Below are 21,627 nucleotides of genomic sequence, written 5' to 3' on the forward strand. Positions count from 1 at the left end.
GAATACCAGTCATGTGTATACAGAGAAATAAAATATTAACCCTGATATTTGTTGTAATAAAAATAAGGCTATAAAACTTGATTGAAATAAAACCACTAAAATAAAAAGGTTATTAGTGTTATTTGCTCTCATTATACTCACCCCCTTCCCATCTTTCGCTGTTTATTTAAGCTATCCAAACTAAAAGACATAAGGCAATCCAAAAATTCATAACAAAGTTAATTCCTTATCTAAATAGTTATGGTTATGATGCTCTACAGAGACAGATAGACGTCTAGACACAAAGATAGCCATAATAATGATAGCAACCTACACATTGCATAACATATCAACACCATGACGGAGTTCCAGATGAAAAAAATTGCTTCCCCATTACTGGCCCTGAGCCTACTGACGGCACTGCCAGTATTCGCTGCGGACACCGCCATAGTAGCCCCCATTCCAGATGCAATAGCCAACCATAAAGGGCAGATTAAAATTGCAGTAATTCGTAATTTAGGTTCTGACGATAACACCACACAGTTCTTGTCAGGTGTATTAAAAGAGGGCAAAAAGCTCGGTTTCAAAGTCGATACTTTCTTAAGTAATGGTGATGATGCGCGTTTTCAGGACTTTGTTAACCAAGCTATCAGCCAAAAATATGATGGAATTATCCTTTCCCAAGGCCGCGACCCTTACTCAACTGAACTGGTTAAGCGTATTGCCGCCAGCGGCATTGCGGTGTCTGTATTTGATACTGCCATTCAGGGCGATATCCCCGGTTTAACCGTGACTCAGCAGGATGACGCCTCCCTGACCAATGAATCTTTCGGTCAATTAGTCAAAGATTTCAACGGGAAAGCAAATATTATTAAACTCTGGGTAGCCGGTTTTCCACCAATGGAACGTCGCCAGGCCGCTTATCAGACATTACTGAAACAGAATCCGGGCATTATTGAACTGGAATCTATTGGTGCTGTTTCATCTGATGTTCAAGGTGATACCGCGAATAAAGTGGGTGCCGTCTTGACAAAATACCCAAAAGGTAAAATCGACGCTATCTGGGGAACTTGGGATGCCTTTACTCAGGGCGCCTATAAAGCCTTACAGGAAAATGGTCGTACTGAAATCAAGCTGTACAGCATTGATATCTCGAACCAAGATTTGCAACTGATGCGTGAAGCTAATAGTCCATGGAAAGTCAGTGTTGCTGTCGATCCTAAGCTCATTGGTGCGGTTAACTTGCGCCTGATTGCCAAGAAAATTGCTGGTGAAGAAACCCCCGCTAGCTATGAATTCCGTGCAGCCTCGATTCCACAAGCCCTGCTGGCAAGCCAACCCGGCCCGGTTAACGTTGCTGGTTTGAGTAAAATCATCCCTGGCTGGGGCCAATCTGATGATTTCAACTCACCTTGGTTTGCTACCCTCGCGGCCAAAAATGGTCAGTAATGAGCCAGTAAAATCAATGTGGTTAATCGATTTGGAGTGAAATAAATGGCAGCGCAAGGAATCTTGCCGACACCAGAATACAGCCGCAATATGCGGCTGATTGGTCATAGCGATCAGGGCGGCAAACCAGATGGTGTGCAGGTGATGGTGCATCGCGGTTACGCCTATGTCGGCCATATGGTGTCGCAGGGCGTCTCAATTATTGATGTTCGTGATGCAAAAAACCCCCGCCCCGCGGGTTTTATCGCCGCACCGCCCAACACCTGGAATGTGCACTTACAGGCCCATGATGACCTATTACTGGTGATTAATGCTCGTGACCTCTTCGCTGACGCCAGTTTTGCCGAAGAGAAAGTGTATTATACTCAGTCAGTTGCTCAAACGGTCAGTACCCGGCAAGAAGGCCGCGGTTGGAGTGCCGGTTTACGCATTTTTGATATTTCGACGCCGGATAAGCCGCGCGAGATAGGTTTCCTGCCGCTTGACGGCATTGGTATCCACCGAATCTGGTATGTCGGCGGGCGCTGGGCTTATGTTTCTGCGCTATTAGATGGTTACAGTGATTATATCTTTCTCACCATTGACTTGGCTGACCCACAAAAACCGCAGGTTGCTGGTCGTTATGCTTTACCCGGCATGCATACTGCGGCGGGTGAGCAAGCCACTTGGCCAGACGGCAAACGCTATGCATTGCATCATGCCATTATCAGCGGCGACACTGCATATGGCAGTTGGCGCGATGGCGGTCTGACGTTGTTAGATGTCAGCGACCGCTCGGAGCCAACGCTTATCAGTCATCGTAACTGGAGCCCACCTTTTGGCGGTGGCACACATACTGCATTGCCCCTACCCGACCGCGATTTATTAGTGGTGCTGGATGAAGCGGTGCTGGATAACCAAGAGGATGGCGAGAAACATATTTGGTTATTTAACATTCGTGAGCCGAGCAATCCGGTGAGTATCTCAACTTTCCCGGTGCCTGATGAGCAGGATTATGTGAAAAAAGGCGCACATTTTGGCCCGCATAATCTGCATGAGAACCGGCCAGGCAGTTTTATCAGCTCATCACTGATTTTTGCAACTTACCAGAATGCCGGGGTTCGTGCTTATGACATCAGCAACCCCTATCAGCCTAAGGAGACGGGGGCTTTAGTGCCCGCGGCACCGGAAAAAATGATGGATAAACGGCCCGGTCGCCCACAAGTTATTCAGTCGTGTGATGTGTTTGTTGATGTTCAGGGGATTATCTACAGCACCGATTATAATGGCGGGCTATCTATCATCGAATATTTAGGTTAAAAACCTATAAATGGCTGGTCGATTCAGGTCGATCGGCCATTTGCAAAAATTTTTCTTCCTCCCCCTCTCTTTCGTTCCTGCAATAGTCTACTGTAATTGGCTGAGCCGCTCTGTCGTCATGCTGTTCGAGTCATTCTTTTGATTGAAAAAACCGCATAGAAACAGTTCATTACCCAAAATAATTATAAGTAAGAAAATGCCATGAAAGGATTTCCATCGCGTGTCACTAATCTGCTGATTGCCTCATTGGTCTTGACCATTGGGCGAGCCGTCACACTCCCCTTTATCACCATCTATTTGGCCGAGCATTTTCAGTTGGCTCCCGATAAGGTTGGGCTGGTGCTTGGGGCGAGTTTAACCTTAGGTATTTTTACCAGTTTATACGGCGGCTATCTGGTCGATAAATTCAATAAAAAACGGTTGATTCTGCTCGCTGTCACCCTATTTTCGGTGACCTTTTTTAGCTTGCCGTGGGTTGAACATCCGGCGTGGATTATCCTGATCCTGGCATTGTTGCATTCGGCGTACTCGGTCTACGCTATCGCCATTAAAGCCTGTTTTGCTGACTGGCTGCCGGTTAATGAACGAATTAAAGCTTTCTCCGCTAACTACACGCTAGTGAATGTGGGCTGGGCGATCGGCCCAGGATTAGGGGTGTTGGTGGTCAACATGGGCCCGCAAGTCCCTTTTATCATTTCGGGAATACTGGCGTTACTGGTAGCCATCACCTTGAAATTCAGAATAAACAGCGCTGATATGTCAATCGCCGAACAGACACAGACCGAATCCGTGCCAGATTTCCGCCAGACATTCCGTATTTTGCGTCATGATAAGCGGCTGATTTATTTCACTATTGGGAGCATGCTCAGTGCCGTCGTTTTTGGTCAGTTCTCCGGCTACTTATCTCAATACCTGATTACTGTGTCTGATGCCAAATTTGCTTATCAAGTGATTGGTGCCGTGATGACGGTCAATGCGGCCATTGTCATTACTTTGCAATACCTATTAAGCCGCCGTATGAATCAACAGAATTTAATGCGCTGGTTAATGCTCGGCACCCTGTTCTTTATTATTGGTTTGTTCGGATTTATGGTGGCTCAGCAGTCAATCCCCGTGTGGATGCTGGCGATGGCGATTTTCTCATTGGGTGAGATTATTGTTATCCCGGTCGAATACCTGTTTATCGATTTTATTGCTCCAGCAAATCTTAAAGGTAGTTACTATGGGGTACAGAATCTCGGTCAGTTAGGCGGGGCGGCTAATCCGGTACTTTGCGGCTTTTTGTTAGCTTATGCGGCCCCACAAATGATGTTCTATATGCTGATTATTGCGGCTATTTTGGGGTTGGTATTCTTCTATCGCGGCTACCAACTGGCTAAAAGGCAACAAGAGCCGACAGCCAGTCCCCCTGCAATTTGAAAAATGATGAGTATTTTCAGACTGCTGACAAACCTCGACGACTCGATCTCAGGTGGTGAGGACGGGCAGAGGAGTAAAGCGTCCGCGCCAGGGATGGCGCGGCTCGAGCCTACATGGATGTATTGACGGCGTCTTTACGATCTGCCTGTTTTCACCGCTGCGGGCACTTTGTCAATAACCTCTATTTTATTCATACTGTGATGACTGGCACAGTGCTAAACTTAATTGTATGATGAATGCATTCTGTCACTCAGGACTCTTTCTATGCGCAATGTGACTTCACTTTGCTGGCAGTATCTGCGGGCTTTCGCCATTATCTATCTGTGCTTATGGGCAGGTAAGGCGCTGGCCTTGCTGCTGCCCATCACTATCCCCGGTAGCATCATCGGCATGCTGATTCTGTTTGCCTTGCTTGCCTCACAGATTTTGCCTTCAACTTGGGTGAAACCCGGCTGCCACCTGCTGATCCGCTATATGGCGCTACTGTTTGTGCCGATCGGTGTCGGCGTAATGCAATATTATGATCAACTGACCCAGCAATTTGGCCCGATCGTGGTTTCCTGCTTTGTCAGCACCCTGATTGTGATGTTGGTGGTGGCCTACAGTTCGCAGTATGTCCACCGTGAGCGCAAGGTAATTGGTTCTCCGACTCACACGGAGGAAGACAAATGATCAGCAACTTATGGTGGTCACTACCACTGACTCTCATTGTGTTCTTCAGCGCCCGTCGTTTGGCCCGCTGGCTGAAAATGCCGCTGCTCAACCCATTATTGATATCAATGGTTGTCATCATTCCATTGTTGTTAGTGACACATATGCCCTATGCCAACTATTTCGCGGGCAGCAAAATCCTGAATGACCTGTTGCAGCCCGCCGTGGTGGCACTGGCTTTCCCACTGTATGAACAGTTGCATCAGATCCGCGCCCGCTGGAAATCCATCATTAGCATCTGTTTTATCGGCAGTATTACCGCCATGGTCAGTGGCACTGCCGTTGCCCTATGGATGGGGGCAACCCCTGAAATTGCGGCCTCAGTATTGCCAAAATCCGTCACTACGCCGATCGCCATGGCCGTGGCCGAATCCATTCATGGTTTACCGGCCATCAGTGCGGTATGCGTTATTTTTGTCGGCATTCTGGGAGCCGTTTTTGGTCACAGCTTGTTGAACCTGTTAAAAATCACCACCAAAGCCTCGCGCGGCTTGGCAATGGGGACAGCTTCGCACGCCCTCGGCACTGCCCGTTGTGCGGAGTTAGATTTCCAGGAAGGCGCGTTTAGCTCACTCGCATTGGTTATCTGCGGGATTATAACCTCACTGCTGGCGCCCTTTTTGTTTCCGGTACTGCTACATTTATTTGGCTGATAGTTATGGTATAAATTTGAGATACATCTCTCATTTGGGATTTTACTTGCATAGATTTCATATATAACGAGATCCAAATCACACCAAGAAAGCCCTAAGCTGCCTAAAATAGTTTCCCGTAACTATTGGAGAGAACACTATGCAAGCACGTTTTCATGACGCTTGGGCTACGTTGCCCGCCTCACTGCAATCCGCCCTTGAACCTATCTTGAGCGCAAACGATTTCCCTGCAATGCTGACAGCTAAGCAAGTTGAAACAGTGAAGAGCATCAGTGGGTTAGATGACGATGCGCTGGCATTTGCCTTGTTACCATTGGCCGCCGCTTGTGCGCTAACGCCTATCTCCCATTTTAAGGTTGGGGCCATTGCCAGGGGGATGAGCGGTAATCTCTATTTCGGTGCCAATATGGAGTTCAGTGGTGCTCCATTGCAACAAACCATTCATGCCGAACAGTGCGCTGTCACCCATGCATGGCTGCGCAATGAGGCCAGTTTGGTTTCTATTACCGTCAATTACACGCCATGTGGTCATTGCCGCCAGTTTATGAATGAACTGAACAGCGGAACTGGCCTGCACATTCATCTACCAGGCCGTCCGGCTTCAACACTGGGGCAATATTTACCCGACTCTTTCGGCCCGAAAGATCTGGATATCACCACCCTGCTGATGGACCCAGTCAATCACGAATATAAAGTGACTGACACTGACGCCTTAATTCAGGTGGCACTTGATGGTGCAAACCACAGCCATGCCCCTTACAGCCTTTCTCACAGCGGTGTGGCATTAGAAACGGTAGATGGCAACATTTATGCGGGCCGTTATGCTGAAAATGCGGCCTTCAACCCGAGTTTGCCACCGCTGCAAGCCGCATTGATTCTGACCAATCTTTCGGGCAAAAATTGTGGTGCTATTCGCCGCGCAGTGTTGGTCGAAGGCAGCCAGCCGATGCTGACTCAGTGGGCTGCAACTCAAGCCACACTGGCCGCCCTTGGTTGCACTGACGTAAAACGCGTGACATTTTAAACAAATAGCACTCAATCCGGGGTTACCTGACTAACCCCGGTTATCACTTTGTTTCACACTTTTGCTAACTTGCTCGCGTAACCAACAAGGCCGACGACGATCAGCTCCGGTAGATTCCGGCGAACCTGTGGGTTATTGGGCCTATTTTGCTGATCCGGATGGTAATGTTTCGTTTGGTCAGCGGATTGAACTGACAGTGAATTAATCCGCCGCGATGTAATGACACAAACAGCTAATGAGTAAATGCGGGGTGTTGCGCAATAAAACACCGCATGTTGCTGATTAGCTATTGAATCTGCAAGTTGGCTCGCACTTTTACCCGCAGTTGTTTTATTTAACTAACAAAAGCTGTACATATTTTTCTTATCTTTTAGGATCGGGGCAACAATTACTGTCTCTACCCAAAGTCAAAGAGTAAAACTCATGGAACTGGAATACGAAAGTAAGCGCCCCTTGTACATCCCTTACGCTGGCCCCATCCTATTGGAATTTCCTTTATTGAATAAAGGTAGCGCCTTCACTAATGATGAGCGCAACCACTTCAATTTACACGGCTTATTACCGGAAGCGGTTGAAACCATTGAGGAACAAGCCGAACGTGCTTATCGCCAGTATCAAGATTTCAAAAACGACGATGATAAACATATTTATCTGCGTAATATTCAAGATACCAATGAGACTCTGTTTTACCGCCTGCTGGAAGCCCATCTCAGTGAGATGATGCCCATTATTTATACCCCGACGGTAGGTGAAGCTTGCGAACACTTTTCGGATATCTATCGCCGCGCGCGCGGGTTATTTATCTCCTATCCGAACCGTGAACACATTGATGACATGCTGCAAAATGCCACCAAGCAGAATGTTAAGGTTATCGTGGTCACCGACGGCGAACGTATTCTTGGCCTTGGCGATCAGGGTATCGGCGGTATGGGTATTCCCATTGGGAAACTCTCACTGTATACCGCGTGTGGTGGTATCAGCCCGGCTTATACTTTGCCAGTGGTATTGGATGTGGGTACCAACAATCCACAACGTCTGAATGACCCGCTGTATATGGGGTGGCGTCACCCGCGTATTTCCGGCGATGAATATTATGCATTTGTTGATGAGTTCATTCAGGCAGTAAAACGTCGCTGGCCGAATGTATTGTTGCAGTTTGAGGATTTTGCTCAGAATAACGCGACTCCGCTACTCAACCGCTATCGTGATGAACTGTGCTGTTTCAATGATGATATTCAAGGCACTGCGGCGGTCACCTTGGGTAGCCTGATTGCCGCCAGTCATGCCGCAGGTAGCCAGTTGCGCGACCAGACAGTCACCTTCCTCGGTGCCGGTTCTGCCGGTTGCGGGATTGCTGAGCAAATCATCGCACAGATGATCTCAGAAGGATTGAGCGAAGAACAAGCCCGAGCGCGCGTCTTTATGGTCGACCGTTTCGGCCTGTTGACTGATAAACTCCCTAACTTATTGGATTTTCAAAGTAAACTGGTGCAGAAGAGTGATTCATTGCTGGGCTGGAATCTGGCCAGTGACTCAATCTCATTGCAGGATGTAGTGCGTAATGCCAAGCCTACAGTGCTGATTGGCGTTTCTGGTCAGCCGGGGTTGTTTACCGAAGAATTGATTCGCGAGATGCACAAACACTGTGCGCGCCCAATCGTGATGCCACTGTCGAACCCAACATCGCGGGTAGAAGCTCGGCCAGAAGACATTATTAACTGGACCGATGGCGCAGCACTGGTGGCGACGGGCAGTCCCTTCTCACCCGTGAGTTATAAAGATAAACTGTATCCAATTGCTCAATGCAATAATTCCTATATCTTCCCCGGTATTGGCTTGGGAGTATTGGCATCCGGTGCCAAACGCGTTACCGACGGCATGCTAATGGCTGCCAGCCGCGCATTAGCCGGGTGTTCACCGCTAGCGCTTAATGGTGAAGGGGCATTGTTGCCGAATATCGACGATATTCAAGCGGTGTCAAAGACCATTGCAATGCAGGTCGGTAAAGCCGCACAGTTGCAAGGCGTCGCCATTGTGACCTCAGAAGAAGCACTGGCAAAAGCCATTGAGCACAACTATTGGCAACCACAGTATCGTACCTACAAACGAACTTCGTTTTAAATCGTACCCGGCCTGCGTAACTGCGTAGGCCGGGTATCTACTAATACGCTCCTTTTATACAATTTAACCCAAAGTAGATAAGAAACTATTGGCATGATATCGGCGGGTACAGTAGCCTTGCACTATCACCAGTGAGTTGAATGCACGAAAGGCCTCAGAATGTGGAAACGCCTGATTATTAGCTTAATTATCATCGCAGGGTTGCTGATGGTGACAGCTATTGCGCTCGATCGCTGGATCAGCTGGAAAACAGCCCCTTTTATTTATGATGAGCTACAAGACTTACCCCATCGGCAGGTCGGTGTGGTGTTGGGTACCGCCAAATATTACCGTACCGGTGGTATTAATCAGTTTTATCAATACCGAATTCAAGGGGCATTAAACGCTTATAACAGTGGCAAAGTCAGTTACTTACTGCTTAGCGGTGATAATGCTCTACACAGTTATAACGAACCGATGACTATGCGCCGTGACCTGATAGCCGCAGGGGTCCCCTCCTCTGATATCGTGTTGGATTATGCAGGTTTTCGCACGTTAGATTCTATTGTGCGCACTCGTAAGGTGTTTGATACTAATGATTTTATTATCATTACTCAGCGTTTCCATTGCGAGCGGGCATTATTTATTGCTCTGCATATGGGGATTCAAGCACAGTGTTTTGCCGTGCCATCCCCCAAAAATATGCTCAATGTCCGGGTACGCGAGGTCTTTGCCCGCCTCGGCGCATTGTCTGATCTCTATGTTCTGAAACGTGAGCCGCGCTTCCTTGGGCCATTAATTCCTATCCCTGAAGTACACGTCATACCCGATGATGCACAAGGCTATCCGGCAGTGTCGCCAGAACAGTTAGTTGAACTGGAACAACGGCTGGCAGAAGATAAAGCGAAAAATCAATAAAAAACCAACCGAGATAATCTTGGCTGGTTTTCATTTTATTGCCACTAAAAGATTATTTCTTCTTAGCGTATTTCAGTGAGTCCAGTGCTACTGCAAAGATAATGATCGCGCCCTTAATAATGTACTGCCAATACGGGTTCACACCGATATAAGTCAGCCCGTAGTTAATCACAGTAAAGATGATTACCCCGGTCACAACACCGATAACCGTACCGACACCGCCGCTGAATGACACCCCGCCGACCACGCAAGCGGCGATCGCATCTAACTCATACATGAAGCCCAGGTTATTCGTCGCACTACCGATACGGCCCGCTTCCAACATCCCGCCGAATGCATAGAACACACCAGACAGCGCATAAATCATGATTAAGTTTAGTGGCACATTCACACCAGAAACTTTTGCTGCTTCTGGGTTACCGCCGATGGCGAAGATATTTTTACCAAAGCGCGTTTTATTCCACAGTACCCAAACAAAACCGATAGCAATCAAAGCATAGAAAGTAATGTAAGAGAGTTTGAAATCACCAAATCGCAAGAACCCTTGTGCAAAGGTTGAGAATGCAGGGTCAAAACCGGCAATCGGTGATGCGCCCACGAAGTCGTAATACAGGGAGTTAATCCCGTAAACAATAATCATGGTGCCCAATGTGGTAATAAATGGTGTCACATTCAGGTAAGCAATGATAATACCGTTGACCAATCCGATAATCGCGCCAATCAAACACACGGTTAAAATAACGATCGGAATAGGTACAGTCTGTAAATCTGGGAAAACTTTATTAACGTTATCCATGGCTTGTAGCATTGTTGCCGCAACCACCGCCGCTAACCCCACCTGGCGACCGGCTGATAAGTCGGTCCCTTGGGTCACAATCAGCCCCGCAACACCGAGCGCGATAATAATACGCACAGAAGATTGGGTCAGAATATTACTTAAGTTCATCAGGCTTAAAAATGTCGGGTCCTTGACAATAATTATTGCCAGCAATACGAATAATACGACGTAAATCCCGCTCTCTTTAAGGTAAGTGAGCATACTTTTCTTATTTAACGCATTCATAATAAGAACCTTCGACTAGATTAGAGATGCAAGGATGCAAGACGTAATATTTCATTTTGCGTGGTTTGTTTTGTTTCAACAATTCCCGCAACCTGACCATTACTCATTACCAAAATTCTGTCAGTAATCCCTAATAGCTCAGGCATTTCAGAGGAAATAATAATAATTCCTTTGTTTTTCTTCGCTAGTTCAGTCATTAACTGATAGATTTCAAACTTAGCACCGACATCAATCCCCCGAGTCGGTTCATCCAACATTAATATTTCTGGCTGAGTCAGTAACCAACGGCCAATAATGACTTTCTGCTGATTCCCACCCGATAAAGAACCAATACTGGTGCGATGACCAGGCGTTTTTACTCGCATAGCGTCAATAACCCATTGGGTGTCGCTTTTCATGCGAGCATTATCCAGCAGCCCAAATTTATTTTTATAATTACGAATATTAGAAATTAGGGAATTAAAACCAACATCGAGATAAGCATAAATCCCGGTTGAACGACGCTCTTCTGTTACTAAGGCAAATCCGTGATTAATGGCTTCATTAGCGCTGTGGTTATTAATACTCTTGCCATGCAACTTAATAGTGCCAGCAACTTTTTCGCGGATACCAAATAAAGTTTCAACAATATCAGTGCGCTTTGCCCCCACCAACCCGGCAATGCCCAGAATCTCACCTTTATGTAAATCAAAGGACACATCACGGATTGAAGGTTGGCGCAGTGAGGTCAGATTTTTCACTTCCAGAATGACTTCACCGGGCTTATTAAGGCGATCGGGGAAACGTTGACTCAGTGAGCGCCCGACCATCATTGAGATTATCTGGTCCATGGTCAGCCCTTCCAGTGGCTGGGTCGCAATCCACTGACCATCGCGCAAAATAGTGATTTCGTCACACAGCTGGAATATTTCCTCCATCTTATGGGAGATATAAACAATTCCGCAGCCGCGATCTTTTAATTTGCGGATAATCGTAAATAGATGATTAACTTCTTTCTCAGTTAATGAAGAAGTGGGTTCATCCATAATGACGATTTTGGCATTGTAAGAGAAAGCTTTAGCAATTTCGATCATTTGCATTTGGGATACCGATAAAGTGGCAACTTTATCGCGTGGATCAATATCAATATCCAATTCATCGAAGATTGCTTTGGTATCTTTGTACATTTTATCTTGATCGACAAAGAAACCCTTAGTTGGGTAACGGCCCAACCACATGTTATCCATTACGGTGCGTTGTAATACCAGGTTTAACTCCTGATGCACCATAGAGACACCCTGTTCTAATGCTTCTTTAGAACTTTTAAATTCTATTTCTTGCCCCTGAAAGATAATGCTTCCGGAGTCTTTTTTATAGATACCAAACAGACATTTTAATAGCGTTGACTTACCTGCACCATTCTCTCCCATTAAGGCATGGATCGAATTTGGCCGCACTTTAAGATTTACGTTATCTAACGCCTTTACGCCCGGAAATGATTTATTAATATGACTCATTTCCAGCAACCACTCGCGAGGTTGTGCTGTATTAATATCGGCCATAATTGTACCTGGCTAAGAATTGCCACTGACGTCCTGGATATATACAGCACCAGTCGTTTAGCGCATATTCAAAATAAGGATCAATGCAAAAAACCTTCCGCCCCGGTGCTGGTCACCCAATAACGGGGCCAGAAGGTTAATAATAACGTCTTTACCCATAGCGGTTAGAGCTGCTGTAGGTACATCCCATCACTGCTACTGGCTATTATTTAGTAAATTCAGCCAGGTTATCTTTATCAACACCTACATATGGAATTCGTACTATTTTGTTTTCGATTTTCCATTTAGTGCCTTCAGCAGCAGGTTTGCCATCGGCCAGGTTTTTAGCCAGATCGAAGGTCGCTTTAGCTTGATTGTTGGCATCATTCAGAACAGTACCGGCCATTTGACCTGATTTCACCAGAGCTAATGCTTCTGGTAAGGCATCAACACCAAAGACTGGAATGCTGGTTTTGTTATGTGCTTTCAATGCTTCCACTGCGCCCATTGCCATGGCATCGTTATTAGCGATAACCACTTCAATTTTGTTGGCGTTCGGGCCAGATAACCACGCATCCATCTTATCTTTAGCCTGTGCGGTATCCCACATTGCGGTATCTAACTGCAATTGTTGTGTCGGGATGCCTTTCTCGTTAAGGGTCTTGATAACATAGGTGGTACGAGCTTCTGCATCTGGGTGACCTGGCTCGCCTTTCAACAGCACAAATTGAATTTTGCCGTCTTTGTTCAGATCCCAATTTGGATTGGCTTTCCAATGTTTGGCGATTAACTCACCCTGGATAACGCCAGATTCTTTGGAATCAGTCCCTACATAATAAGCTTTATCATAGCTATCAAGCGCTTTGCGTGAAGGTTCTTTGTTATAGAATACGATTGGAACATCGTTTGCGCGGGCTTTATCAATAACCACTGGCGCTGCTGCTGGGTCAACCAGGTTGATTGCCAACGCTTTTACGCCTTTCGCCAGCAACACGTCGATTTGATCGTTTTGCTTGGATTGGTCATTCTGAGAGTCATTCATCAGTAAGGTAACGTCAGGAGATGCTTTAGCATCTTTCTCGATAGCTTTACGGACCACGGACATAAAGTTGTCATCATATTTATAAATAGTGACACCAATACGGGTATCAGCTTGAGCCGCCGCGCCGAACATCATGCTGGCAACCAGAGTCGCTAATGTGAAAACCTTCTTATTCATTTGTATCTCCGGGTTTATGTAGGGTAGTACAGGGTGATAACACCATCGCCTTAACGTGAGAAAGACCCATCGTTCAAAGCAGCTGACACTCATATCTTTCGTCCTTGAACACACTCCACTCCGAAAAGCTGCCTGAGTCGTCAAAAACCATGTCATTTACAAACTCGTCGTTTGCGGAACTCGCGTTTGTAAATCGCTATTCTAAAACCCGCTACCGTGTGTTTTTTTATCCGGTAACTGATGACATATTGATACATTCAGGTAGAAAACAACTAGAGCATAGACGGGCCGTTGTTAAGAATCTGTGAATTTTCTCACAGATTGAAAACGGTTACACAAGAATAAATACCGAACTAGTGAGCGACACCACAAATTGCGACTGAATGCCGGGGCACCAGTGTAGGATTAAAACAATAGGCCGCATGCGGGTCTGGCGCACGGCTGGCACCTTCAAGCGCCAGCTCTGTAGCTAAAGTTGCCATAGAAACAATAGGATAGCGGACTGTAGTTAATTTAGGGCTAGTATAGCGAGCAATCGGGATATCATCAAAGCCCACCAGCGAAAACTGCTCAGGCACACTGATACCATTTTCTTTTAGCACCGCCAGTGCTCCAGCAGCCATTGAGTCGTTATAGGCAAACACTGCACTGAGTTGTAAATTGCGCCCCAGCAGGTCAATCATCGCTCGCTCCCCTCCGGCCAAGTCTGGGGTACCATAGGCGCGCCAAGTATCAGACACAGTGATACCGGCCCCCTCAAGTGCATTGAGGTAACCCGTCTGACGCTGCATTGCATCATCTATAGGGTGATTGGAACCGAGGAAACCAATGCGCTGATGGCCTTGTTTAAGCAGCAGGCGGCATGCCATTTGCGCACCGCTAACATTGTCTAATCCGACGCAACGATGCTCAAATCCGGGAATTATTCGATTAATCAGAACCATGCCGGGAACTTGGTTCAAAAAGGTAATTAATTCACCGTCACTCAATGCCTTAGCATGGACAACTAATGCATTACAGCGCTGGCGGAGTAACACTTCAATAGCGTGCCGCTCCTTATCCGCTTGATGATAACTATTGCCAATTAATAGATATTTTTGATGTCGCTGTGCAACAGTGTCTACCGCTTTCACCAATGCACCAAAGAAGGGATCTGATACATCCATCACCACCACACCGACCGTATCACTGCTTTGAGTTGCCAGCGCCTGCGCATTGGCATTAGGGCGGTAGCCCAGCTCTGACACCGCTTTCAGCACGGCAGCCCGAGTTTCTGGCCGAATAGAGGCGCTGTTATTAAGCACTCTTGAAACTGTGGCCAGCGAAACGCCCGCCCGTGAGGCCACATCGCGAATAGTAATACTGTTTCCAGCTGAATGCAGAGCGGCCATGACCTTATCCTGTGAGTCTTATTTTATCAATAAGTCGCCATGCATAGGTTAAGCACAACCTGTCATGGCAGGTGGCCTATCCTACCCAGTTTATTGAGACTGCCACGTGAAATACGTCACAAGAAAGAAAACGTTTACATACAAATTTGCAACTGCTCAATCATTATCCTGTTTTAGACGCATTCAAGACTTGGTGTTGCGCGGCTGTAACGATTGACCACAAGCATAGGCGGTCAATTTACGCCAAAGCCATTCGACTGGCCCTTGGGCAAAATAATGCAGCCATAACAAGGAGAAGAGGATATTACATAGCCAAACCAATGGAACGACAGCTAACAATTGTAGGCGATCTAGCTGCTGATAGAAGCCGAGGTGATAGAAGATAAAAGTGCATATCAATGTCTGCAATAAATAATTACTCAGTGCCATACGGCCAACCTGTGCCAACCAATGGCTAACCCGCCAGCCCGCCAATGTCGGCCAGAAACCATAAAGCAAGGCCAAATAACCTACCGCCTGCAGGGGCGCGCCCAGCTCACGCGGCACTTGTAGTAAAAAACCGGCCCAACGGAAATCCCATCCGACCAACCATTGCAGTGCCACACCTGGTATTTGGATAACTAATGAAAGCGGTATCAAACAAGCAGCCAGCTGCCGGTAATGGCGCAAACTGAATTCCCCACGTAGCCAACCGCAACGCATCAGCCCGGCCCCCAATAGCATTGATCCCGCCAGTTCCCAGCCATATTGCGCGCCGATAGCAATCAAATTGGATGACAACAGATCCAGCCGGTTTTTCCAAGCCTCCGCCCCACCCTGTAATTTCCAGAATTGCTCATATTGCAAATCTGCTGGCCCCGGTTGCCAAAAGCGGCCCGGCTCGCCGCTGGTGACAAAACCCAGCAGCAATAACACCGCCACCCCCAGCAAATAAAGCACCGCCCCGGTGCGCAATAAACTGGCTGCATCTTTAGCATCACGAATCATTCGCCAGCACACCAGGCCGATCAAACCATAAGCTAAGAGAATATCGCCATCCCAGAAGAAAATGCCGTGAATCAACCCTAATAACAATAAGAGGGAAAGCCGCGCCCGTATCCAACCTTTGCCGCGTTTAAGCAGCAGTTCAAGGCCAGCACCAAATAAAATAGCAAAAATAGAGAGGAACTTTGCTTGCGCGACAATATCAAGAATGGCCCATGTCCAGCTATCAGACACAGAGGGAAGACCAAGATAAGCAGGATTAAGATAAGCAGCCTTGGGAAGGCCAAAAGCACTAATATTGAGCAGAAGAATGCCAAGAATGGCCAGACCTCGCGCGCTGTCTAACGTTGCGATGCGTTGACGCATACCCGACATCCTGTATAGGGGCACCCAATGGTGCCCTTTTTGGCAAAAAGCTAATTAACCGTGATGATATTAGCTATTATGACGAACAGCACGCAGGAATTCCTGACGAGTATTCTGACTGGATTTGAACAACCCGCCCAATGACGTGGTGGTGGTCGCACTGGTCGCATCGCGAATACCACGCGCTTTCACACAATAATGCACAGCATCGATAGAAACAGCGACATTATTTGTCCCTAACAAGGTCTGCAAGGCCAGCAGGATTTGCTGTGTCAACCGCTCTTGCACTTGTGGGCGCTGGGCGAAAAACTGCACGATACGATTGATTTTGGACAAACCAATCACACTGTCTTTCGGGATATAGGCGACTATTGCTTTACCATCGATAGTGACAAAATGATGTTCACAAGTACTGGTCAGGGTGATATCACGCACCGTAACCATCTCATCGACTTTCATTTTATTTTCGATCAGTGTGATTTTAGGGAAATTCTCATAATCCAGTCCGGAGAAAATCTCATCAACATACATCTTGGCGATACGTCTTGGTGTATCGGCCAAGCTATCGTCAGATAAATCAAGATTCAGCAATTGCATAACTTGCGTCATATGTTCCTGAATCCGGGTCTTGCGCGTTTCGGCATCTAATTCTTGTTTGCGCAATGGGGTTTCAAGGCCACGGGCCAGCAGTGCTTCATGAACCAGCTCAGCTTCTTTACTCAGCGATGACATTCTTTTCTCCAACAGGCATACGTGTCTGAGCGAGATAAACATGATGTAGATCACGTTCAGATTTTGCTCCCCACTTTAGTTGAGAGCAAAATGATTATCCAGTGATTGTTATTGATATCCAATGATTGTTCTTGATACCCAATGATGGTTATTCATCTGCTGCGGTTCTTTTTATCATGATGAAAGAGTTGCATCTGGTTCGACAACAGCTTCCCGCGCACGGGCAGGCGTTTTAATCACCAAAGCCCCGGCAATCATCAGTGCCACTATTGCTACATATAACGCAGGCTCCAACCGGTGGGTCAATGCGGTCGAAATCGCGGATAATATCGGCCCAACCAACTGCCCGATAGCATAGCCGGTGGTCAATAAACCGGCCATATACCGGGTGTGTTCCGGTGCCAATTCGCGACCATGTTGCAAAGAAAGTTGGACGACACTCAAAAACCCGCCACCGGTTAATAATGCACCTAATGCCAACCCGCTCACACCCGGCACCCATTCTGCACACAGCACCCCTAAGGCCTGTACCCACAGGGTTAATGCCAGCCGTGTTTGTGATGTCAAACAATGGCGCGTCAGAATACCGAGGGTAATACCTATCACGGCGGCACCACCGAAAACAGGCCAGACAAACTGGGCAAATAGGCTATCAGGGAAACGGGCGGTGGCCATCTGCGATAAAAACGTGGCGGGTAAAATATAGCCAAAACCCGCCAGACTGTAGCTCCATACCAACCGCTTCAGTGCTGGAGTTAAAGTCAGTGGCACAGCGGCAATATGAGGGCGATGCAATTCCCCACTGCGCGGTAAATTAATACTAATGGCAGCAACAATAATCAACGCCAATACGGCATACACTAGCCAAGCTTCTCCCGCCGATAAGCCATAGCTATGGATCAGCACAGCCAACATGCCGCTGATGAATATGCCAGCCCCCGGCCCAGCAAAGACAGCCGCACTCAGCGCAGGGCGGCCAAAATGCGCCAATCGCTCATTGGTCCAGGCGGCAATCAGCACCATCGACCAGCCACTGGCCCAGCCAATAGCAAAACGTACCACACCATGCCACCACGGCCCGTCAACAAACGCCGATAGCAATGTCAACGCCGCCGCTCCCCATATCCCTAGCCATAAGCGGCGTTCAACATGGCGGCTGGCCCGCATGGCATCAAAAGCGCCAAATAAATATCCCAGATAATTAAATGCCGCAACCAACCCCGCCCCAGTCAGGGTGAATTGATGCTCCGCTATCATCAGTGGCAGTTGGGGAGTGAAAGCAAAACGCCCTATCCCCATCGCCACCACTAATGCCAGAAAGCCACTCAATGCAATTCTTAATGCCATCCGCCCCGCCTATCTATTGCTGTCAATTCATTACGCAGACAGTCTGCTAAAAGAAAGTTGCGAATATCATACCTGAGCATTAGAATCACAAAAAATGAATAATACTCACTAAGTTCATCACAAAAAGAGAATAATTATGGACCTGACCCAGCTGCGCATGTTTTGTTGTGTCGCGGAAACGGGGTCCGTTGCCCGAGCAGCGGAGCAGATGCACCGCGTCCCCTCAAATTTGACGACACGCCTGCGCCAGCTTGAAATAGAGTTGGGTGCAGACCTGTTCATCCGTGAAAAACAGCGCCTGCGCCTTTCACCCATGGGGCACAATTTTCTTTGCTATGCCAACCGTATTCTGGCGCTGAGCGAAGAGGCCATGAGCATTACTCATGCGGGTGAACCTGCCGGTAACTTCCCACTCGGCTCGATGGAAAGTACCGCGGCCACTCGCCTGCCCAATCTGCTCGCGACTTATCACCAGCGCTATCCCAAGGTCTCTTTATCACTGACCACCGGGACTTCCGGCGAAATTATTGAACAAGTCCGGGCAGGAACACTGGCGACCGCATTGGTCGATGGCCCGGTGCAGCATAATGAATTGCACGGTTGCCGCTCTTTCGAGGAGCAATTGGTGATCATTTCCTGTCTGGATCACCGACCTATTCTGCAAGCCCGTGATGCCGTGGATGAAACTTTGTTTGCTTTTCGTCCCAATTGTTCATATCGGTTGCGGCTGGAAAGCTGGTTCCGTCAGGCGGGCTGTTTACCCGGACATATCATGGAAATTCAGTCCTACCACGCCATGCTAGCTTGTGTGGCTAGCGGAGCGGGGTTAGCGCTGATACCGCATTCAGTATTGGCGCTGCTACCCGGCCACGAACGAGTGCAAGTGCATCACCTGCCACCCGATATTGCCGAGACTGCAACCTGGCTTATTTGGCGCAAAGATGCCTTTAGCCCTAATGTTCGCGCCCTCAAAGAGTTAATCATTGAACAGATTGAAACTCCGTAATTGAGCGGGCAGAGCCACTTTTTCCGACCATAATTTATACAATAATCGTTTGCTGTCATCGGGAACGATCACATGAAACATATATGATACATAAAGAATATATTACACCCTAAATAATTCGAATTTCAGGTAGGCGGCAACGAAATGAACCCAAGGAGTTGAGATAACTCAATGAATTGGGTGACAAATCTGTCAGGAGCAGATTTGAACGCTGCTTGCAGCGGCCTCGCAGAGGCGAGTCCCATGGATGGGCCGAGTAGTGATGACAGCCAACACACCTGCAACTTGAAGTATGACGGATATAACACTCATTACGCAGAAGCTATAGGAGCAACACCATGAAGATGATTAAAACCCGCGCTGCAGTCGCATGGGGGCCAAACCAGCCGCTATCCGTTGAAGAAGTTGATTTAATGCCGCCACAAAAAGGCGAAGTCCTGGTGCGAATTGTCGCCAGTGGAGTTTGCCACACTGACGCCTATACCTTATCGGGCAAAGATCCTGAAGGCGTATTCCCGGCCATTCTGGGTCATGAAGGTGGCGGTATTGTAGAAGCCATTGGCGAAGGCGTGACCAGTGTTGCGGTGGGTGACCATGTGATCCCACTGTACACACCTGAATGTGGTGAATGTAAATTCTGTCGCTCCGGCAAGACCAACTTGTGTCAGGCAATCCGCAGCACACAAGGTAAAGGGCTGATGCCCGATGGCACCACTCGCTTCTCTAAAAATGGCCAGCCAATTTTCCATTATATGGGCACCTCAACGTTCTCTGAACTGACCGTCGTGCCAGAAATATCACTGGCAAAAATCAATAAAGAAGCGCCATTAGAAGAAGTTTGTTTGCTCGGCTGTGGCGTCACCACCGGCATGGGGGCGGTTATCAATACTGCCAAAGTAAAACCGGGCGACACTGTGGCTATCTTCGGTTTAGGTGGCATTGGTTTATCAGCGGTTATTGGTGCACAAATGGCCGGTGCTAGCCGAATTATCGGGATCGATTTGAATACCAGCAAATTCGAGCTGGCCCGCAAACTGGGTGCGACGGACCTGATTAACCCGAAAGATTATGATAAACCTATTCAAGATGTGATTGTTGAGCTGACTGATGGTGGCGTAGATTTCTCATTTGAATGTATTGGCAACGTCAATGTCATGCGTTCAGCTTTAGAGTGCTGCCATAAAGGTTGGGGCGAATCAGTGATTATTGGTGTCGCCGGTGCCGGTGAAGAGATCTCAACCCGCCCATTCCAACTGGTGACTGGCCGCGTCTGGCGTGGCTCTGCATTTGGTGGTGTAAAAGGCCGTTCAGAATTACCGGGCATTGTGCAGCAATACCTGGATGGAAAATTCGCCCTGAATGATTTCATTACCCATACCATGGGGTTGGACCAAATCAATGAAGCCTTTGATTTGATGCATGAGGGTAAATCCATTCGTACAGTAATTCATTTCGATCAATCTTCACAAAACCCTATTTTAGAAAACCATACTTTAGAAAACAAATAGATCAGGGAGGCAGACAACGCATGAATACGTCACTTGAACTTCTCGAAGAGCACCGGATGTTTGGCGGATGGCAACAGCGCTACCGCCACGCCGCCAGCAGCCTGAATTGCAATATGACTTTCAGCATCTATCTGCCGCCACCACGGGATGATAATCCGCCGCCAGTACTTTACTGGCTATCGGGGCTCACCTGTAATGATGAAAACTTCGCTCTAAAAGCGGGCGCACAACGGGTCGCGGCCGAATTAGGGTTAGTGCTGGTCATGCCGGATACCAGCCCACGTGGTGATGATGTTCCTAATGATGATGGCTATGATTTGGGTCAAGGGGCTGGGTTCTACCTCAATGCAACACAAGCCCCTTGGTCTCAGCATTATCATATGTACGATTATGTCAGTCAGGAATTGCCCGCATTGATTCGTCAGCACTTTAGTGTCAGTGCGCGTCAATCTATCTGTGGTCACTCCATGGGCGGCCATGGTGCGCTGATGTTGGCACTGCGTAATCCACAGCAATATCAATCCGCTTCGGCTTTCGCGCCAATCGTCAATCCGTGTCAGGTTCCCTGGGGTCGCAAAGCCTTTAGTGCCTATCTGGGTGCAGATGAAAGCCAATGGTTACAATATGATAGCTGCCATTTACTGACACATGCAGAAACCCAGTTGCCAATGTTGGTGGATCAGGGAGATGGCGATCAATTCCTTGCCGATCAGTTACAACCGGCAAAATTAGCCGAGTTAGCACGTCAGCGTAGCTGGCCTCTGACTCTGCGTATTCAGCCGGGTTATGATCACAGCTATTTCACCATAGCGACATTTATTGAAGATCATCTGCGTTTCCATGCGGAACATTTACACTCATAACGGATATAACTAAGTAGATTATCAATAATAAGTAGCTTAAGCCCCTTCGGGGGCTTTTTATTTGATAGCATATATA

General features: G+C 47.7%; 18 protein-coding genes. 11 read left to right on the top strand and 7 right to left on the bottom strand.

The window, feature by feature from the left end; translation table 11 throughout:
- Positions 1–351: 351 nt before the first annotated feature.
- From FTA91_RS04745 to sanA, 8 genes are all read left to right on the top strand, one after another.
- Complete coding sequence (locus tag FTA91_RS04745) at positions 352–1,428, top strand: sugar ABC transporter substrate-binding protein (protein ID WP_174634907.1); 1,077 nt, start codon at positions 352–354, stop codon at positions 1,426–1,428.
- A 45-nt stretch (positions 1,429–1,473) separates the two neighbouring features.
- Entirely contained in the window at positions 1,474–2,727 is a 1,254-nt protein-coding gene (locus tag FTA91_RS04750; protein ID WP_145583002.1) for an LVIVD repeat-containing protein, read from the top strand.
- A 201-nt stretch (positions 2,728–2,928) separates the two neighbouring features.
- The gene (locus tag FTA91_RS04755; RefSeq protein WP_050114328.1) at positions 2,929–4,146 is read left to right on the top strand and encodes an MFS transporter; all 1,218 of its coding nucleotides are present in this window, start codon (positions 2,929–2,931) and stop codon (positions 4,144–4,146) included.
- A gap of 264 nt (positions 4,147–4,410) precedes the next feature.
- Positions 4,411–4,818: a CidA/LrgA family protein gene (locus FTA91_RS04760; protein WP_050114329.1), complete on the top strand. Its 408-nt coding sequence runs from the start codon at positions 4,411–4,413 to the stop codon at positions 4,816–4,818.
- Positions 4,815–5,510 carry a CidB/LrgB family autolysis modulator gene (locus FTA91_RS04765; RefSeq protein WP_032818994.1) on the top strand — a complete coding sequence of 232 codons (696 nt, stop codon included), beginning with the start codon at positions 4,815–4,817 and terminating at the stop codon, positions 5,508–5,510. The genes FTA91_RS04760 and FTA91_RS04765 overlap by 4 nt, the downstream gene beginning before the upstream one ends.
- A gap of 139 nt (positions 5,511–5,649) precedes the next feature.
- Complete coding sequence (gene cdd, locus FTA91_RS04770; protein ID WP_050114331.1) at positions 5,650–6,534, top strand: cytidine deaminase; 885 nt, start codon at positions 5,650–5,652, stop codon at positions 6,532–6,534.
- A 423-nt stretch (positions 6,535–6,957) separates the two neighbouring features.
- Complete coding sequence (locus tag FTA91_RS04780; protein ID WP_050114332.1) at positions 6,958–8,655, top strand: NAD-dependent malic enzyme; 1,698 nt, start codon at positions 6,958–6,960, stop codon at positions 8,653–8,655.
- Positions 8,656–8,814: 159 nt separating this feature from the next.
- On the top strand, positions 8,815–9,552 hold the full coding sequence (gene sanA / locus FTA91_RS04785) for an outer membrane permeability protein SanA (protein WP_050114333.1): 738 nt from the start codon (positions 8,815–8,817) through the stop codon (positions 9,550–9,552).
- A 52-nt stretch (positions 9,553–9,604) separates the two neighbouring features.
- Here the strand turns inward: sanA and mglC are convergent, their stop codons facing one another.
- The 7 genes from mglC to FTA91_RS04820 form a co-directional block, all read right to left on the bottom strand.
- Positions 9,605–10,615: a galactose/methyl galactoside ABC transporter permease MglC gene (gene mglC, locus FTA91_RS04790; RefSeq protein WP_004388732.1), complete on the bottom strand. Its 1,011-nt coding sequence runs from the start codon at positions 10,613–10,615 to the stop codon at positions 9,605–9,607.
- A gap of 20 nt (positions 10,616–10,635) precedes the next feature.
- Positions 10,636–12,156: a galactose/methyl galactoside ABC transporter ATP-binding protein MglA gene (mglA, locus tag FTA91_RS04795; protein ID WP_145536270.1), complete on the bottom strand. Its 1,521-nt coding sequence runs from the start codon at positions 12,154–12,156 to the stop codon at positions 10,636–10,638.
- Between the two features lie 205 nt (positions 12,157–12,361).
- On the bottom strand, positions 12,362–13,354 hold the full coding sequence (mglB, locus tag FTA91_RS04800) for a galactose/glucose ABC transporter substrate-binding protein MglB (RefSeq protein WP_050114335.1): 993 nt from the start codon (positions 13,352–13,354) through the stop codon (positions 12,362–12,364).
- Between the two features lie 353 nt (positions 13,355–13,707).
- Positions 13,708–14,745 (bottom strand): HTH-type transcriptional regulator GalS, encoded by a 1,038-nt coding sequence (gene galS, locus FTA91_RS04805; protein ID WP_145536271.1) that lies wholly within the window; start codon positions 14,743–14,745, stop codon positions 13,708–13,710.
- A gap of 183 nt (positions 14,746–14,928) precedes the next feature.
- Positions 14,929–16,095: a DUF418 domain-containing protein YeiB gene (gene yeiB / locus FTA91_RS04810; RefSeq protein WP_050114338.1), complete on the bottom strand. Its 1,167-nt coding sequence runs from the start codon at positions 16,093–16,095 to the stop codon at positions 14,929–14,931.
- Between the two features lie 69 nt (positions 16,096–16,164).
- Positions 16,165–16,827, bottom strand: a complete 663-nt coding sequence (gene folE, locus FTA91_RS04815) for a GTP cyclohydrolase I FolE (RefSeq protein WP_038634369.1) — start codon at positions 16,825–16,827, stop codon at positions 16,165–16,167.
- 174 nt (positions 16,828–17,001) lie between these two features.
- Positions 17,002–18,174 (bottom strand): YbfB/YjiJ family MFS transporter, encoded by a 1,173-nt coding sequence (locus FTA91_RS04820; RefSeq protein ID WP_050114340.1) that lies wholly within the window; start codon positions 18,172–18,174, stop codon positions 17,002–17,004.
- 136 nt (positions 18,175–18,310) lie between these two features.
- On the opposite strand from FTA91_RS04820, the gene ptrR reads away from it, so the two are divergent.
- From ptrR to fghA, 3 genes are all read left to right on the top strand, one after another.
- Positions 18,311–19,180: a putrescine utilization regulator PtrR gene (gene ptrR, locus FTA91_RS04825; RefSeq protein ID WP_050114341.1), complete on the top strand. Its 870-nt coding sequence runs from the start codon at positions 18,311–18,313 to the stop codon at positions 19,178–19,180.
- 338 nt (positions 19,181–19,518) lie between these two features.
- Entirely contained in the window at positions 19,519–20,688 is a 1,170-nt protein-coding gene (locus FTA91_RS04830) for an S-(hydroxymethyl)glutathione dehydrogenase/class III alcohol dehydrogenase (RefSeq protein WP_050114343.1), read from the top strand.
- A 20-nt stretch (positions 20,689–20,708) separates the two neighbouring features.
- Positions 20,709–21,551, top strand: coding sequence for an S-formylglutathione hydrolase (gene fghA, locus FTA91_RS04835; RefSeq protein ID WP_145536274.1), 843 nt, complete (start codon positions 20,709–20,711; stop codon positions 21,549–21,551).
- The last annotated feature ends 76 nt before the right edge of the window (positions 21,552–21,627 follow it).

It is taken from the genome of Yersinia thracica (genome assembly GCF_902170565.1).
Classification (GTDB): Bacteria; Pseudomonadota; Gammaproteobacteria; order Enterobacterales; family Enterobacteriaceae; genus Yersinia; species Yersinia thracica.